The 15,263-nt window shown below is 72.9% G+C and carries 15 protein-coding genes and 1 pseudogene; 6 read left to right on the top strand and 10 right to left on the bottom strand.

Translation table 11 applies throughout. From position 1 onward, the window contains the following. Positions 1-202: 202 nt before the first annotated feature. Positions 203-826, bottom strand: coding sequence for a histidine phosphatase family protein (locus tag ACZ4W9_RS17145; protein WP_467936390.1), 624 nt, complete (start codon positions 824-826; stop codon positions 203-205). Positions 827-1,061: 235 nt separating this feature from the next. On the opposite strand from ACZ4W9_RS17145, the gene ACZ4W9_RS17140 reads away from it, so the two are divergent. After that, positions 1,062-1,700: a TetR/AcrR family transcriptional regulator gene (locus ACZ4W9_RS17140; protein ID WP_467936388.1), complete on the top strand. Its 639-nt coding sequence runs from the start codon at positions 1,062-1,064 to the stop codon at positions 1,698-1,700. Positions 1,701-1,864: 164 nt separating this feature from the next. Here the strand turns inward: ACZ4W9_RS17140 and ACZ4W9_RS17135 are convergent, their stop codons facing one another. Continuing rightward, positions 1,865-2,356 carry a phosphatase PAP2 family protein gene (locus ACZ4W9_RS17135; RefSeq protein WP_467936386.1) on the bottom strand — a complete coding sequence of 164 codons (492 nt, stop codon included), beginning with the start codon at positions 2,354-2,356 and terminating at the stop codon, positions 1,865-1,867. 357 nt (positions 2,357-2,713) lie between these two features. Between ACZ4W9_RS17135 and ACZ4W9_RS17130 the strand changes: the two are divergent. Next, a pseudogene (locus tag ACZ4W9_RS17130) lies at positions 2,714-3,141 on the top strand (histidine kinase); the annotation flags it as partial. 172 nt (positions 3,142-3,313) lie between these two features. Here the strand turns inward: ACZ4W9_RS17130 and ACZ4W9_RS17125 are convergent. After that, complete coding sequence (locus ACZ4W9_RS17125; RefSeq protein WP_467936384.1) at positions 3,314-3,760, bottom strand: SPW repeat protein; 447 nt, start codon at positions 3,758-3,760, stop codon at positions 3,314-3,316. A 306-nt stretch (positions 3,761-4,066) separates the two neighbouring features. Here ACZ4W9_RS17125 and ACZ4W9_RS17120 point away from each other — a divergent pair, with 306 nt between their 5' ends. Further along, on the top strand, positions 4,067-4,453 hold the full coding sequence (locus ACZ4W9_RS17120; protein WP_467936382.1) for a DUF2267 domain-containing protein: 387 nt from the start codon (positions 4,067-4,069) through the stop codon (positions 4,451-4,453). Positions 4,454-4,507: 54 nt separating this feature from the next. Here the strand turns inward: ACZ4W9_RS17120 and ACZ4W9_RS17115 are convergent, their stop codons facing one another. From ACZ4W9_RS17115 to ACZ4W9_RS17105, 3 genes are all read right to left on the bottom strand, one after another. Beyond that, entirely contained in the window at positions 4,508-5,722 is a 1,215-nt protein-coding gene (locus ACZ4W9_RS17115) for a GDSL-type esterase/lipase family protein (protein ID WP_467936380.1), read from the bottom strand. Positions 5,723-5,952: 230 nt separating this feature from the next. Next, positions 5,953-7,614 (bottom strand): cellulase family glycosylhydrolase, encoded by a 1,662-nt coding sequence (locus tag ACZ4W9_RS17110; RefSeq protein ID WP_467936378.1) that lies wholly within the window; start codon positions 7,612-7,614, stop codon positions 5,953-5,955. 128 nt (positions 7,615-7,742) lie between these two features. Then, on the bottom strand, positions 7,743-7,907 hold the full coding sequence (locus ACZ4W9_RS17105) for a hypothetical protein (protein ID WP_467936376.1): 165 nt from the start codon (positions 7,905-7,907) through the stop codon (positions 7,743-7,745). Positions 7,908-8,601: 694 nt separating this feature from the next. Between ACZ4W9_RS17105 and ACZ4W9_RS17100 the strand changes: the two genes are divergently transcribed. Then, positions 8,602-9,930: a COG1361 family protein gene (locus ACZ4W9_RS17100; RefSeq protein ID WP_467936374.1), complete on the top strand. Its 1,329-nt coding sequence runs from the start codon at positions 8,602-8,604 to the stop codon at positions 9,928-9,930. Between the two features lie 97 nt (positions 9,931-10,027). Here the strand turns inward: ACZ4W9_RS17100 and ACZ4W9_RS17095 are convergent, their stop codons facing one another. Beyond that, positions 10,028-10,291: a hypothetical protein gene (locus tag ACZ4W9_RS17095; protein ID WP_467936372.1), complete on the bottom strand. Its 264-nt coding sequence runs from the start codon at positions 10,289-10,291 to the stop codon at positions 10,028-10,030. 171 nt (positions 10,292-10,462) lie between these two features. Further along, positions 10,463-11,095, bottom strand: a complete 633-nt coding sequence (locus tag ACZ4W9_RS17090; protein ID WP_467936370.1) for a ScbR family autoregulator-binding transcription factor — start codon at positions 11,093-11,095, stop codon at positions 10,463-10,465. A 168-nt stretch (positions 11,096-11,263) separates the two neighbouring features. On the opposite strand from ACZ4W9_RS17090, the gene ACZ4W9_RS17085 reads away from it, so the two are divergent. Together ACZ4W9_RS17085 and ACZ4W9_RS17080 are read left to right on the top strand one after the other, a co-directional pair. After that, a complete protein-coding gene (locus tag ACZ4W9_RS17085; protein ID WP_467936368.1) occupies positions 11,264-12,256 on the top strand; it encodes a ScbA/BarX family gamma-butyrolactone biosynthesis protein in 993 nt (330 codons plus the stop codon). Between the two features lie 236 nt (positions 12,257-12,492). Next, entirely contained in the window at positions 12,493-13,245 is a 753-nt protein-coding gene (locus tag ACZ4W9_RS17080) for an HAD family hydrolase (protein ID WP_467936366.1), read from the top strand. Between the two features lie 156 nt (positions 13,246-13,401). Here the strand turns inward: ACZ4W9_RS17080 and ACZ4W9_RS17075 are convergent, their stop codons facing one another. Next, positions 13,402-14,055 carry a DAK2 domain-containing protein gene (locus tag ACZ4W9_RS17075; protein WP_467936514.1) on the bottom strand — a complete coding sequence of 218 codons (654 nt, stop codon included), beginning with the start codon at positions 14,053-14,055 and terminating at the stop codon, positions 13,402-13,404. Positions 14,056-14,191: 136 nt separating this feature from the next. Then, positions 14,192-15,157: a dihydroxyacetone kinase subunit DhaK gene (locus ACZ4W9_RS17070; RefSeq protein ID WP_467936512.1), complete on the bottom strand. Its 966-nt coding sequence runs from the start codon at positions 15,155-15,157 to the stop codon at positions 14,192-14,194. Positions 15,158-15,263 lie beyond the last annotated feature (106 nt).

Genomic DNA, 15,263 nt, shown 5'->3' with positions numbered 1-15,263 from the left:
TCGTGGCCATGTGCCGCTCCCTCTCACCGGTGCGCGGATGCCGCGCGTCCTGTCACCGGCAACCCGGGGGGCGGTGCCCCGCATTCCCCGCGGCGGCACCGGCGTCGGGGGACGGGCCCCCTTCGTTCGCCCGCTCGTCGGCTCGGTCCCGGCCCGCCGCGTGCCCGGCCCATGGCCGTACCTGAGGGCGTGGCCGCCGGCATCAGACGCGGAGTTCGGGTGGGAAGCCGGTCCAGCGCAGTGCGTCGGGGAGGTGTCCGGTGTCGTTGTAGAGGAGGACGGACGCGGGGCGGTCCGGTGCGTAGCGGATGACGGTCAGCGCGGCGTTGGCGTGGTTGAGGCCTGTCCAGCGCCACTTGGGTGCGCCGAGGGCGGAGCGGACGAGCCAGCCGATGAGGAAGTTGTGCGTGACGACGAGTTCGTGGCGGGGCTCGTCACCGGCGACCGGCCCCGCGAACCGCGCGAGGGCCGCCCGGGCCAGCGCGGGACCCCGCTCACGTTCCTCGGCCGGGAACCGGGACAGGCGGTCCAGCAGGGCGTCGGCCGATTCCGGAGGCAGTTCTTCCCGCCGGGGCATGTAGGGGATGTAGTCGCCGGCCGGTTCGGACATGTGCAGGGGTACGCCGTCGAGCTGTGCGCCGATCAGCCGGGCGGTCTCCTCCGCGCGGCGCAGCGGCCCGTGGTGCACGGCGGCCAGCGGGGTGTCCCGGAGCCGCTTCCCGAGCAGTCCGGCCTGGCGGCGGCCGGCGTCCGTGAGCCCGCTCTCGTCCGGCGTGGCCTCGCCGTGCCGTGTGAGGTAGAGGTAGCGGGCAGCCGTTGTGGTCATGGCGTCGGGCCTCCGGCAGGGTGCGTGATCTTGTGAACGTCTGGAGGGACGTTTCCACGCCTCCTGTGGTTCTCCATATGGTTTGACGACACGTCAAAACCGCTCCGTCCGTGGCGGTTTGCGGGTCGGGAAGGCTGCGTGACCGACGGTCGGTCAACGGTCGGGAACCGACGGCCGGTCGGATATATTGGGCGACCGGACCGGGCTCCACGACACCGCTCGAACGGAGGTGGGCATGCCGGCGACGACGCGGAGGAAGCGAGTCACCAAGAGCCCCGACGACCGCAGGGACGACATCCTGCGCGCGGGGCGGCGCGTGTTCGGCACAACGGGCTTCGAGCGCGCCACCATCTCCGAACTCGCGGACGCGGCCGGGATCGGCAAGGGCACCTTCTACCTGTACTTCGAGTCCAAGGACCATCTGCTCGGCGCCCTGTGGGAGCGCTGTGTCGACGCCATCGTCTCCACGACGCAGGAGATCCTGGACGAGAGCGACGACTGGTGGCCCACCGTCGACCGGGTGATGAGCGCCCTGGTCGGCCATGCCGTCGAGAACGCCGAACTGCACCGGATCGTCCACGGCTCGGCCAACGCCAAGGCGCTGGAGCTGTGCCGGCAGGCCGACCAACGGGTCATCGACCTGATGTGCGAGTTCGTCGAGCAGGGCACGGACGCCGGCGCGTTCCAGGCCGGCGACACCCGCACGGCGTTCCGGATGGCCTACCACGCGGCCGACGGCCTGCTGGACGATCTCATCGGCCAGGGCGACGGGGGCGTCGGCATCGAGGAGCCCCGGGTGATCGCCATGGTCCTGGAGCTGGTGCACCGCGCGCTGGGTGATCATCTGTACCGGCCCGAGTTCGCGCGCGGCTGAACTCGACGGGTACAGACGCCCGTTGGACGGCAGCCGGCGCTCGGGGCGCCGGCAGAAGACCGTCGCGGCCACGAGCGACCGGCCGGCCGATTCCCCGTTCACCGCGCCCTGTGTGCCGGTGCTCGCCCGGGGTCCGGCGCAGGCCCCGCGGACCGGGCCACCGTCTACAGCAGGCGGGCGAGTCGCACCGGATGGCGACGGCAGAGACGAGGAACGCGGCGGACGAGCCAGGCACTGGCCAGGCCGATGACGGCACCGGCTGCCACGTCGCTGGGGTAATGGGCGCCGCTCTGCACCCGTTCGACGGCCGTCATCACCGCGGGCACCGCGCACGCGGCACCGGCGAGCGGCCACGAGGGGGCGACGGCGGCGGTGAAGGCGACCGCGGCGGCGGTGTGCCCGGACGGGAAGGACGACGATTCGGGACGGTCGTCGACCTCGTCGTGGGGGATCCATTCCTTGGGGGGCCGGGGGCGGCCGGCCAGTTGCTTGCACAGGCCGTTCGAGACCACCTGTGCCACCGCGAGCGCCGCGAGGCCCGCGGCCGCGGCCTTCCGGCCGCGCCACCCGCCGCGCCACGTCATCACCGCCGCCGCGCCGCACCACAGCTTGGTGCCCTCGGCCGCCTCCTCCACCGCCGACAGGGCTCTGCCCACCCCGGGCGGGATACGGGAGGCCACCCGTGTCGTCCCCACCCGATCGACTTCGCGCACTTTCGATAGCAGCGTCATGACCTGCGGGTATCCCGTGGAACACCGCCCCACACCCAAGATCGGCCGGGGCGGCCGGGAGCCCTCGGGCACGCCCGTGACACCGACGGCGTGCGGAAGAACGGCGGTGCTCCGCGTACGTCCCCGCCCGGCCGCGGGACGATCCGGCCCCGGCCGTACGAAGATCAGCCGTTGGCCTGGCATGTCCGGGCAGCGCTGTCGCTGCGCGGCCGGATGGCGCCGGACGGGTTCGGCCCATCGGGCATCCTGGGGCGGGCCGGTGGGAAGGTGAGGGGAGCCGGGGTGGACGAGCGCACGCGGGGTTCGCGTGAGGTGGAGACACCCGCCAGGGCTCCGCGGCTGCGGCTGGACGCGCTGCTGGACGACCTCCAGCAGCAGGTGGCACAGGTGCGGGCGGCCCGGACCGGGTCCACACGCTGCTCGACGCGGTGCTGGCGGTCGGCTCGGACCTGGACCTGGAAGTCGTGCTGCACCGGATAGTGGAGTCCGCGGTCGCCCTGGTCGACGCCGAGTACGGGGCACTGGGCGTGCTGGGCGAGGACGGCACGATCACACAGTTCGTCACGGTCGGCACGGACGAGGAGGCCATCGCCCGCATCGGACCCTATCCGCGCGGCGAGGGCATCCTGGGCCTGCTCATCCGGCATCCGGAGCCGCTGCGCCTGGCGAGGCTGTCCGACCACCCGGCGTCCGTCGGCTTCCCGCGCGGCCGGGCCGGACGGCGTGTTCGAGATCTACGACCGGGCGTCCGAGGCCCTCGCGGCCCTCAGCGGTTCTCCGTGCGGCTGACGTGGACGGAGCGGTTCACCCGGCCGTCGATGTCGTACCGTGCGCCCGCGCGGGGAGCGCGCCGGACCGGTGCGGTGCGGCGCGCTCCTCGGCTCAGCGGTGCTCCGGGCGGGAGACCGCGATGGTGAGGCCCATGGCGGCCAGTCCGAGCGCCATGGTGAGGACGCCGGTCAGGACGTTGTTCCAGATGACGCCGGCCCGTGCGCCGTGCGTGGGGGTGACGATCCACGGCGAGATCAGGAGCCAGATGCCGAGCGGCACCAGCGCCCAGGCCAGGCGGAACATCCGCTCGGGCACGAGGGCCAGGCCGAGACCGATCAGGGCGGTGGTGATGCCGATGATCAGGTTGTTCGCGGTGAGGTTGGGCTGACCGGAGAAGTGGACGACCCACGGTGAGATGGCGGTGTACACACCGGTCAGGAGGATCAGCCCTTCCAGGGCGATCGCCTTGCCGGTGGAGGCGGTGCGTTCGAGCCGATCCCTCATCTCCGCCATCTCGGGGTGTCCGGTCATGCCGGTGGAGTATTGCGGATACGACATGGGCGTCGTCCCCTCTCCAGCATTGGGCTTATGTGCTTTTTATCCGAATTCCCCCACTTGGGTGAGTGAAGCGGCTTTCATGCGCCTCACAGTGTGATTCACATCACATTCGTCACATCGGCCGGGCGGAGGGTCCTCCTCCTGCGGGCGGCACGGCACCGTTCCCGCGCGGCCGGTTTCGGGGTGCGGCGCGGCGGGGACCCGGTGGGGCACCCTGCGGAAGTCATGGAGGTGCCGCCCGCGCGCACCGGCGGCCCTGGAGGGCCTGTCCGGGCACGCCGAAGGAACCAGCACCAGGAGGGCACCGTGAAGCTGGCGGAATTTCTGGCCCAGGTCCGCGACCGAGGGGAGTACCGCAGCGAGGAGGAGGCCGAACACATCAGCACGTCGGTGCTGCGGGTGCTCGCCGAGCGGATCCCCTCACAGGAGGCCGACGACCTGGCGGCGGGACTGCCCGCGCCGCTGGACGACGTCCTGCACACCCACCCGGACCGGCCGGAGTCCCTCGGGTACGAGGAATTCCTGCGGCGCGTGGCGGAGCGGACCGGCGCCCGGCCCCGTACCGCGGAGTGGGACGCCAGCGCCGTCCTGTCCACCGTCGCCGACGTGGTGTCCGGCGGCGAGGTCGACCACCTGCTGTCCCGGCTGCCGCCCGGTTACGCGGACCTGTTCGGCAGACCGGGCCTGCGCTGACGACGCTCACCCCGGCCGGAAGCGCACGGCGCGCAGGGAGGGGGCTGGGTGCGTTCAGGACGGCGACTCGCGGGCCAGGACGTCCGTGAGCAGGGGGCCGCGGCCGGGCCGGGTGCCCGGGGTGAAACGGAGGTCGGTGGCCGCGGCGGTGGGGGTGAAGTCGTACGTCCAGGTGCGCCAGTCGTCGGTGGCGGTGACGGTGGCCCTCGGGTGGCCGGCGGCCTGGATACCGAACGTCCGTGCCGGGCTCGCGCCCTCGCCGCGGGCCTCGCTCCCGCCGAGTGTGTCGGCGCGGGCGCGGAAGGTGACGCGGACCGGGCGCCCGGGGGTGGTCGCGAGCCGGGTGGAGATGCCGAGGTGGCCGGGGGCGCTGACGAGGCCCACCGCGTTCGAGCCGTTGTCGAGGCCGGCGAGATGCCCGGGGCAGACGTTCACCCCTCGGTTCGTCCAGCCCGGGAAGGAGGCGGGAGCGTCGCCCCGGGCCCGCTGCGCCGCCTCGGAGAGCCAGGGGGTCCGAAGGTGCGGGTTGTGGTTGAGGATCGGTCCACCCTCGGGGGCGGGCAGCCGTGCGTGGAGGGCGTCCCGCCAGACGGCCGCCATCTTGGCGTAGCCCCGGTCGTCGGGGTGGACGAGGTCGGACAGGTCGTCGCCGCCCTCGGGCGAGGCGTGCAGGGCGGGGGCCATGTCGACGAGGAAGACCCTGCCGTGGCGCCCGAACTCCTCGGCCGTCGCGCGTACATGGTGGTTGTACGCGTCGATGTGCGCCTGCCACTCGGGCAGCCGCGAGGGGATGATCGAGGCGAGCAGGACGCCGGCGGACGGCACAAGGCGCAGCAGGGTCTCCAGGAAGGTCCGCAGGTGCCCGGGGGCGTCGGTGTGGTCGGGGCCGTACATGTTGTTCGTGCCGATGTGGACCAGCAGCCAGTCCGGGCGGGCGGCCGGCAGCCACCGCGGCAGCAGCGGGGTGAGTTCCTGGATGGCGATGCCGCAGACGGCGGCGTAGTGCGGATCCCCCCGCGGTTGCCAGACGTTGACGTACGGGCCGACGAAGTCGATGTCGTGGCCGAGGTGGTGGAGGTGGTCCAGGAGTGCGTCGCGGTATCCGGCCGCCCCCGTGCTGTTCATGCCGGCCGTGATCGAGTCCCCCAGCGGCATGACCCGCACAGGCCGTGCGGGGCTGTCCCCGGCACCCCCGCCGAGCCTCCCGTCCGCCGCCGCCCCGGGGGCGTTGCGTGCGGTGGTCCGCTGTGCCGTGGTGCGGGGTTGCATGACATCTCCCAACGCGTGCCTGAGCCGTACGGTCGCCGGTGGCGCCGGGCACCGGGAGATGCCCGCTCGTGGCACGGGTTCCCCGTCCTCCGGGCATCTCTCACACAGGGGACGGACATCCCGGCACCAGTCCTCGGCCCCCGTGGGCATCCAGGAAGGCCGAGGACGGGGCGGGAGCCCACAGCCGGCCACCGGGCGGCCGACAGCCGGCGACGCGTCCGCGCGTCCCGTCAACCGGTCGTGCAGGCGCCCCCGTTCAGGGTGAACGCCGCAGGCGCGGTGTTGGCCGTCAGCCTGGTGCCGGTGAAGCCGACCGTGACCGAGCCGCCCACGGGCACCGTCGAGGTGTACGACGCGGAGGCGACCGTCACCGAGGCGCCGTTCTGGGTCGGGGTGCCGCCCCACATGTTGCTGATGGTCTGGCCGTTCGGGAAGCCGAAGCCCAGAGTCCAGCCGCTGATGGCGGCCGTGCCGGTGTTGCCGATGGTGATCTCGCCCTGGAAGCCGCCGGGCCATTCGCCCACGACGCGGTAGCGCACGGAGCAGCCGGCGCCGGGAGTGCCGGTGCCCTTCTCGGTCTTGACGGTGACCGTCGCCGACCGGGGGGAGCGGTTGCCGGCCGCGTCCTTGGCGTAGACCGCGAACGTGTACGTCGTGTCGGCCGTCAGGGACGAAAGGGTGACCGTGGTGGCAGTGGCGGAGGCGGCCGGGGTCTCCGTGGTGCCGTTCACGCGGACCACGTCGTAACCGGTCACGCCAACGTTGTCAGAGGCCGCGGGCCAGGTCAGGGTAACCGAGGTGGGCGAGACGCCGGAGGCGGCCGGGGCGCCCGGCGCGGTCGGGGCCTGGGTGTCGGGGGCGGTGCCGCCGAAGACCGTGGCCTCGCGCGAGGTCGCGGCGATGCCGTTGGCGCCGTGGAAGACGCGCTGTCCCCAGGAGCTGAGCCGCGCCGGGTCGAAGTCGACCGCGAGGTCGAGGATCGGGTCGGTGTTGCCGCTCCAGGACCAGGCCAGATAGCCGAGGTGGAGCTGCTCGGCGGCGGCCATCATGGTGTCCTCGTCGGGGTCGCCGTACTGGTCGGCCGGGCCGCCGAACTCGCCGATGACGAGGGGGAGTTTCGCGGTGACGAACGCGTTGAGGTAGTCGGTGATCTCCTGGGCGGTGTCGAACACGCTGTACATGTGGATGGAGAACAGGAGGTTGCCGGTGGTGTCGGCGTCGTAGACCGCGCGGGCGTTGGCCCGCATGACGCCCTGCCAGTCCTGCCCCCAGTTGGGGGCGTCCACCATGATGGTGTGCCGGAAGCCCGCCGCGCGCAGCTTCTTGACCGCGGCGATGGTGGGGTCGGTCCAGCCGGCCGGGTTCGTGTTGCCCCACGGCTCGTTGCCGATGTTGATGACGACGTAGTCCTCTTGGCCGGCCAGGACGTCCTTGAGGCTGATCCAGTAGTCGGCGGCGTGGTCGAGCGTGCCGGCGGCGGAGTCCTCGCCGTATCCGGTGGTGTCGTGCACCTCCAGCACGCAGATCAGGCGGTTGGTCTTGCAGTTCTGGATGACGGCGGCGACGTCCTGCGCGCTGTTGCGGGACCAGCGGTAGCCGTCGGAGAGGACGACGCGCACGGTGTTGGCGCCGAGCGCCTTGACGTCGGCCAGTGACTGGGTCTCGCCCGGGTACCAGGTGTGGGCGTGGTTGACGCCGCGCATCACGAAATCGTTGCCGTTGCCTTCGAGGAGGCGGCCGTCGGCGATGTGCAGACCGGTCGCGGCGGCGGCCGGCCGGGAATCGGCGCGGGCGGGGGACGGGGCCAGGGCGAGCAGGCCCAGCAGGGTGACCACGGCGGCCAGGAGCACGGCGACCGGGTTCCTCGGTGTCGTACTTCGCGTTGTTCGCACTGCGACTCCATGGGTGGGGTGAAGAAGTCGGCCGAAAATATGTGGGAGCGCTCCCATACAGCCAGCTATGCCAGGTGCACGTCAAGAGAGCGGGCGGGAAAGGTCACCGCCCGTCCTTCGGCGCGGGGTCAGCCGGTGCGGAAGCGGAGCCTCAGCCGGGTGCCGACCAGTTCGTACCCAACGAGGTCCAGGGCGCCGAACGGGTTGGGCGGGACGGTGAGGGCGCGACGGTCGCGGTCCAGGACGGGGGAGACGTACACGATGAAGTACGTCTCCCCCGGCGCGAGCCGCATGGCGCGGCGCGCCTCGGACTCGCCGAGGACGATCTCGCCGCTGTTGCCTTGCGACGCCTTGACTCGTAGAGGTAGGTCGCGTCGCCGTCGTGGATGAGGAAGTCGTAGCCGAGCCGGTCGTCGCCCGGCGGGGCCCCGGGCAGCCCGTGGACCCGCAGGTCGGACTTCCACGAGTCCTGCGGCGCCACCCCGAACCGCTCGCGCAGCCACTCGGCCACCGCCGCCTCGCCGGCGAGCCCCACCGCCAGGGTCCGGTCGTCGTCGCTCGTGGGCGCCTGGTACCCACCGCCCTGCGCCCGCGCGTCCGGTGCCGAGGGGGCGCGCGGGCGGGGGATCCGGGGCGCGAGCGCCGTGACGGTGGTGGCCGGGGTGGCGCGCTGGCCCGGCGTGAGGTCCGCGGCCACCTCGCGGGCGAGCGCCGCCAGGCCGTCGGGGCGCACCGACCGCGGCGTGCCGTTCAGCAGTACGTGGGGGCCGGGGGCGGAGCTGCCCGCGCCGCCGGCCGCAAGGCGTCCCTATTGCGCCCTGAGCGCGCTCGCCGAGTCGGGACCAGAGGTGTGCGCGGGCTCCTGATCGCGTGCTGAACGCCACGTCGTCGCAGGTCAGTTACAACCTGTGGGCACGGTCGGCCGTCCAACCGGAGTCCGGTGCCGATCACCGCGCCGGGTTTCACCATTCCGATGTGGGAGATGCCATGAGTTCTGTCTCCGTCGGCCGTGTGCTGCGTCGCGGTGCATGTGCCGGAGCCGTGGGGGCGTTGCTGGTCGCCGGTCTCGGGAGCGGGGTCGCGTTCGCCGACGAGCCCCAGAGCGATCAGCTGTGGATCCAGGCGCCGTCCGAGCAGTCGGTCACCGTCGGCCCGGACGGCGGCACCGCGGACTACCGGTCGCTGGACCTCGGCTTGTACCACGACAACGCCAACTTCACCGTGACCGACGGCCGGTTGACCGTCGACGTCTCGGGGCTGGCCGGGGTCGCCGAGGTGGCCTGGCCCGACAACTGCGCGCCGGACGAGGCCGGTACGGTCGCCGTGTGCGACACCGGTGAGGTGCCCACCGGTTACACCGCCCAGGTCCGGCTGAGGGTGCGGGCCGCCGCCGGTGCCGCCGTGGGGGCGCGGGGCGCGATCGCGTACTCCGCCGAGGCCGCCGGCGGTCCCGACGGCAGGCTCGTCGCCCCGCGGGGCACGGAGACCTCCGTCACCGTCGGCTCCGGGCCCGACCTGGGTGTGAACGCCCCGCAGACCGCCCGCGACATCGCGCCGGGTGCCACCCTCACCGTGCCGTTCTCCGTCACCAACACCGGCGACGAGACCGCCCACGGCTTCACCGTGAGGTTGTGGGCGACCTACGGCCTCGACGTCCTCACCCGTTACCCGCAGTGCGCCTACACCGGGCCGGACGACGACGTCGAGTACACGCCCATGACGTACGTGACGTGCTCCTTCGACACCGAGATCGCGCCCGGCGCCACGGTGGGGCTGCCGGAACCGCTGCGGCTCGCCGTCACCGGTCACGCGCTGTACGAGCGGTTCGACTACGAGGTGCAGCCCGGCGGCGGCGCCACCGACCTCGACGGCTCGGACAACGGCCGGTCCTGGAGCATAAGCGCCCGCAACACCGCCGACTTCGCCGTGCACGGCACCGAGGTGAGCGGCGCGGCCGGCGACACCGTCACCGCGGCCTTCCGCTTCACCAACCAGGGCCCGGCCTGGGTCGGCGACGTCAGCTCGGGCGACCCGGTCGCCGTGCTGGACGTCTATCTCCCGGAGGGCACCACCGCCACGTCCGTACCGGACACCTGTGAGAGCGCGGGGGCGTCCGGCGGCCACTACGCCTGCACCCTGCCGATGTGGGCCAAGCCCGACCTGGACGTCAGCTTCCCGTTCCGGCTGCGCGTCGACCGCGTCGTCCTCGACGCCACGGGCCGCGTCGTCGCCCGGCCCGACTACGGCACGTCGTTCGCCTTCGACCCGAACCCCGGGAACAACTCGGCCAGGCTGACCCTCAACCCGTCCGCCTGACCCCGAAGGGCGGGGCGGGCCCCGGGCTCGCCCCGCCTTTCCGGGAGGTCACTCCCGACACTGCTCGTGACATGGCCGGCCTCCGTGCGGGCGAAGGTCAGACGGGCAGGTCGTGGTCGATGAACGGGTGCCGGCAGCTGCCTCGTTCGCAGGTGCCCTGCGGGCCGCCGGGCTGGAAGTCGGGGCATGGGCAGGACAAGCAGGGGATGGAACCGTTCGGCTCGGATTCCCAGCCGTTGTTCTTCAGCCGCGCTCGGGCGGTTTCCCGGATGGCGCGTACGTGATCGTCGAATCTGCGGAAGTCCGCCTCGTTTTCCGCGAAAGCCTTCTTCTGGGCGTCAGTGAGGTCGTTGTGCTGCACGTTGCCCTCCCGCGGCGAGTGGCGGCGAGGGGTGTTCGCCCCCGCACTCAGGATGGCTCCGCGGGGGCCTGCCCGCACGTCGGCAGTACGAAGATCCCGAGCGGCCGAGGAGAACGCGGAGCGGGCCCCTGGGTCTCCGGAATACCGGTCGCCGTTCCTCTCCGTGCGGGGCTATGCCTCGGCGCGGCCGAGTACGGCCCCGCCGAGTGGCGGCTCCGTGGCCGGGGAGCCGGACGCGGGGGCGGTGCGGACGCGGTCGAGCAGGGCCGCCGGGTCCGGGTGGGCCTGGAGGGCGTTGAGGAGCAGCCGCCACAGATCACGCAGGCGCTGTTCGATGTGCTCGCGGCCGTCCAGGGCGTCCGAGACGGTGTGCAGACCGAAGAAGGCGCAGACCACGCTGTGCGCGGCCGGCACCGGATCGACGCCGGCCGCCAGTTCGCCGTTCGCGCGGGCCTCGGTGAGCAGTTCGGTGACCACCTCGATCCATTCCACGAAGGGCGTGGGCAGCGGCGCCGCGATGGCCTTGCGCTCCATCCAGAGGCGGGAGCCGGCCCGTACGACGACGTCGTCACGGAAGGCACGGGCGACGGTGAAGCTCAGCGCCACCAGTTTCTCCAGGGCCGGGCGGCCGGAGGACCGATGGTGTTCGATCATGCGCGGCCAGGAGGCGAAGTGCTCCTCGACCACGGCGAGCGCCAGTTTCTCCTTGCTGGCGTAATGGAAATAGATGGCGCCGCTGGTGCGCCCCGAAAGTGCGCTGATATCGCTGATACTGGTCCCGGCGTAACCCCGTTCATCGAACAATTGTGCCGCGGTTTCCAGCAGAGCCCGCCGTGTCAGATTCGCTCGCACGCGTCGCAACCTTTTCCGAGGTTCCCGTACCTCTCCTGCCGCTAGGCAATGTAGTACCCGACCCCGCCCGGACTGTCGAGCCGGTGTGCGGAATTCGCCGGACTGGGGTCTGCTGGGGGAATGGACGCTCGAATCCGTGGCACCGTCGAAGAGCCGCGGGCCCTGAGCTGGTCGCGCACGGTCCCCCGGGAACTGGTCCACCGGGCGTCCGTGGCGGAGGTACTGCTCACCGACGTACTACGCGTCGACGAAACGCGTTTCGCGGCGGCCGCCTGCTGGTCGCGGTCCCATCCGACCTTCCCGGTCGACGGTCACGCCGTACACCATCCGCTGATGGTGGTGGAGACCTTGCGGCAGCTGGGCATCTTCATCCCTTTGCGCTATTTCGGCGTTCCGGTGGACACCCGCATGCTCATCACCGACGTCTTCTTCACCACGCGTCCCGGAGCCCAGCCGCGGGCCTCCCACGGCGCCACCCAGATCACCTGCCGGGTGCGGGTCACCGGGCTGCGCGCCGGTCCCGACGGTGCCACGGCCGGGCTGCGGCTGCGCGCGGAGTACCTGGCGGGCGGCGCGCTGTTCGCCAGGGCCGGCGGCGGTGCCCGCTTCCTCTCCCCCGAACGGTACGCCGCCCTGCGCGGGCCGCTCGCCGGCACCTGCCAGCCCCCGGCGTCGGCGGGGCTGCCGCGGCCCGACCCGGCGCGGCTCGGCGTGCCGCACGCCCGGGACGTCGTCATCGCCCTCGCCGGGCGGCGCGGGCACGCCGGGCCCGGCGGCGCCGACGTGCTGGTGGACGCGGCCGACCCCTGGCATCCCTTCTTCTTCGACCACGCCACCGACCACGTCCCCGGCATGGTGCTGCTGGAGGCGGCACGCCAGGCCGCCGCGCTGGCGAGCGACGGAGCCTTGTCCCGGCCCACCGGAGCCCGGCTGACCGCGGTGCGCTTCACGGAGTTCGCCCCGCCCGCGCGGCTCGTCTGCGTGCCCCACCGCCTCACCTGTGCCTTCCGGTTCGAGCAGGACGGATATGACGGCCAGGGCGGCCAGGGCGGCCAGGGCGGCCGGTATCCGGCTCTCGGCGTTCTGCACTATCACTCACCCTTGCGAGCGTAACTTGACGTAACGGCTTGACTGCCATACGTGACTAAATCTAGCGTAACGATCGTTATGTTCCCTGGTGGGACTAGTCCGTACGGACGTCAACGGCCGTACGACTCACGGCCCCGCCCGGAACCCTGCGCCGCCCCCGCGCACACGGTGACCCGTCGACGCCGCTCGCCTCCCTGCGGTGAGAGGACGTCACGCCCCGGTCCGCGGTCTCGCGGCCCATCCGAACGGAAAGCACACAGATGACGCTTCATCGCATCCTTTCCTGGACACCGGCGGCCGTCGTCTTCGACTGCGACGGCACGCTGCTGGACACCGAACGACACTGGGAGACCGCTCGCGAGCGGGTCTTCGACGACGTGGGCCTCACTCCCGCCGCGGGCTTCGCGGAACGGGCCAAGGGCCTGCACTACACCGAGTGCGGGCAGCTCATGGCCGACGAGGGAGGCCGTCCCGACCTGGGCCCGGACCTCGCCGGCCGGCTGCTGCGGCACTTCCGCGACCTGGTCTGCGACCACCCGGTGATCATGCCGGGCGCCCGCGACCTGGTGCGGACGGCGGCGGCCTTCGCCCCCCTGGCCGTCGCCAGCAACTGCCCCCGTGACGTGGTGGAACCCGGTCTGCAGGAGGCCGGGCTGCTCCGTCACTTCCGCGCCGTGGTGGTGCCCGAGGGCACGATCCGGCCCAAGCCCGCCCCGGACGTCTATCTGACGGCCGCCCAGCGCTGCGGCGCCGATCCGGCCGACACGATGGCGGTCGAGGACACGCACTGCGGGGTCCTCGCCGCGGTACGGGCGGGGCTGACGGTGCTCGGTGTCGGCCGCCGGCCCGGCGAGGAGACCACCGGCCTGACCGACCTGTGGGTCGAGACGCTGGAGGACCCACGGATCAGCCGCTGGGCCGCCGAGCGGGCGCCGCTGCGCACCACGCCGCCGAAGCCCGCTTCGGCACCCGCGCCGACCGGCTCCGCGCTGCGGCGGGCTACCACGCCGTGAACGCGAGACCGCGGCCTCACCAGCACGGGCCACCAGGAGGCCCGGGGACGCCCGCCACGGAGTCGTGGACGCCGGTCGCGGCCCCGCCCGGTCGAGTCGGCCGTCCCCCGTGTGAACGGGGTGCGGGCCCGTCCCCGGGGGCGGGTCGCCGCCCGGTCACTCCGGCCCCTCCGGCGCCGGTTCCGTCACGGACGGCGGCAGTTCGGTGAGCACACCGCCGGCCGAGGCGAGCAGCAGGCCGACGCCCACCGCACCCGGGTCCGGCACTCCCCTGCCCCGCTCGCCGACGTAACTGGCCCTGCCACGGCGCGCACGCAGCCGCGCCGTCAAGCGCACCCCCTCCCATGCGGCGCGCGACGCATGGGCGAGGGCCACCCGGCTGCCGATCCGCTCCGGACACACGCGCAGCGCCTCGCACGCCGGATACAGCGCGTCCACCAGGGTCTTGTCCCCCGGCCGTGCCTCGCCGACCCGCTGTACGGCGGCGAGTCCCCCGGCCAGACCGGCCCGCAGCGCGGCCACGTCCAGTACCGGGCCGGCCGCCGCCAGCGCCAGTTCCGTCAGCAGCAGCCCGAACAGCGGGCCGCTGGTGCCGCCGACGCCGTCCAGGAAGACCGTCGCCACCGTCCGCAGTGGTTCGCCGGCCCGCCCGGTGACAGCCGGTGACACCGCCGCCGCCCGGTCCAGGGCGCGCACGGAGGCGTCGAGGCCCGTTCGCAGATTCGTGCCGAAGTCGCCGTCGCCCACCCGCTGGTCGAGCGCGGTGAGCTGGGGTTCCGTGGCCCGGACGGAGGCGGCGAACCTCCGCATCCAGCCCGCGGTGAAAGCCGCGTCCGCGGACGTGGTGTCCGTCCACGTCGCACTCGGCAGACCGGCGTTCGGGGATGTTGCGTCGTCCTGTGCCGAATAGTGCTCCAGCATCGTGCCACCTCCTGCCCGCCCCCGGTCATCGCGGCCATGAGGGCGTGTGCGCCGGCGCGTCGAACCATTTGACCGTCTCCGGGTCCGCCCGCATGAGCGTGAGCGAGAAGCCGCGCATGTCCAGCGCGGTCACGAAGTCGCCCACCAGGACGCGTTCGGGGACCAGTTTCCACCGGTCCAGCCGCAGCGCGAGTTCCCGCGCCACGCCGTACAACTCCAGACGCGTCACCCCGCCGAGCCCGTTCACCAGGGCGACGACCGAGTCGCCGGCGTCCGGGTCCAGCGCCGCCAGCAGTTCCTCCGTCATCCGTGTGACCAGCTCGTCCAGCGCCGGCCGGGACTCCGTACGGCGGGCCCGCTCACCGTGGATGCCGACCCCCCACTCGAGGTCGCCCTCGGCGAGGTCGAACGCGGCCCGTCCCGTGGCCGGGGTACGGTGTGCGGCGGAGGCGACCGCGAGGCTACGGCAGCGGCCCGCCAAGTCCGTGCCCAGTTCGGTGAGTTCCCGCAGACCGAGTCCGGTGTCGGCGGCGGCCCCGAGGACCTTCTCGATCAGCACGGCGGCCCCGGTGCCCCGGCGGCCCGTGGCCGAGTCGGGCGAGTCCGACGCCAGATCGTCGTCGATCAGCACCCGGGCGCAGTCGATGCCCTCATGGGCCAGCCGCTCGGCGGCGATACCGAAGTTGATCCTGTCCCCGGTGTAGTTCTTCACCAGGTGCAGGACGCCCGCGCCGCGCGACACGGCGCGGGAGGCGTCGAACACCTGGCGGTTGTGCGGCGAGGCCATCAACTGGCCGGGGCACACGGCGTCGAGCATGCCCGCGCCGAGGAAACCGAGGTGCAGCGGCTCGTGTCCGCAGCCACCGCCCGACACGATCGCCACGCGGCGGCCGGGAGCCGGGTTCCGGGCCCGGAAGAATCCGGCCCGCTCGTCGTGGACGACGAGGTCGGCGTGGACGCGGGCGAACCCGGCCAGTGCGTCGGGGACCATTCGGTCGATCGAGTTCGTGAAGTACACCACTGGCCGGCCTCCCAGACGTCCTCGGCCTCCCGGCGCCCCGGTGAACGGCAGCGGGCGGCCCGAAACCACGGTGGGT

It is taken from the genome of Streptomyces sp. NPDC029296 (assembly GCF_055569255.1).
Note: the sequence above shows the minus strand (reverse complement) of the source record. Positions and strands in the feature narration are given on the sequence as shown.

Excerpts from the sequence above, each read along its gene's own strand:
- ACZ4W9_RS17145 (WP_467936390.1), bottom strand. The coding sequence starts at position 826 with ATGACCACAACGGCTGCCCGCTACCTCTACCTCACACGGCACGGCGAG.
- ACZ4W9_RS17140 (WP_467936388.1), top strand. The coding sequence starts at position 1,062 with ATGCCGGCGACGACGCGGAGGAAGCGAGTCACCAAGAGCCCCGACGAC.
- ACZ4W9_RS17125 (WP_467936384.1), bottom strand. The coding sequence starts at position 3,760 with ATGTCGTATCCGCAATACTCCACCGGCATGACCGGACACCCCGAGATG.
- ACZ4W9_RS17115 (WP_467936380.1), bottom strand. The coding sequence starts at position 5,722 with ATGCAACCCCGCACCACGGCACAGCGGACCACCGCACGCAACGCCCCC.
- ACZ4W9_RS17105 (WP_467936376.1), bottom strand. The coding sequence starts at position 7,907 with ATGCGGCTCGCGCCGGGGGAGACGTACTTCATCGTGTACGTCTCCCCC.
- ACZ4W9_RS17100 (WP_467936374.1), top strand. The coding sequence starts at position 8,602 with ATGAGTTCTGTCTCCGTCGGCCGTGTGCTGCGTCGCGGTGCATGTGCC.
- ACZ4W9_RS17085 (WP_467936368.1), top strand. The coding sequence starts at position 11,264 with ATGGACGCTCGAATCCGTGGCACCGTCGAAGAGCCGCGGGCCCTGAGC.
- ACZ4W9_RS17080 (WP_467936366.1), top strand. The coding sequence starts at position 12,493 with ATGACGCTTCATCGCATCCTTTCCTGGACACCGGCGGCCGTCGTCTTC.
- ACZ4W9_RS17075 (WP_467936514.1), bottom strand. The coding sequence starts at position 14,055 with ATGCGGAGGTTCGCCGCCTCCGTCCGGGCCACGGAACCCCAGCTCACC.
- ACZ4W9_RS17070 (WP_467936512.1), bottom strand. The coding sequence starts at position 15,157 with ATGGTCCCCGACGCACTGGCCGGGTTCGCCCGCGTCCACGCCGACCTC.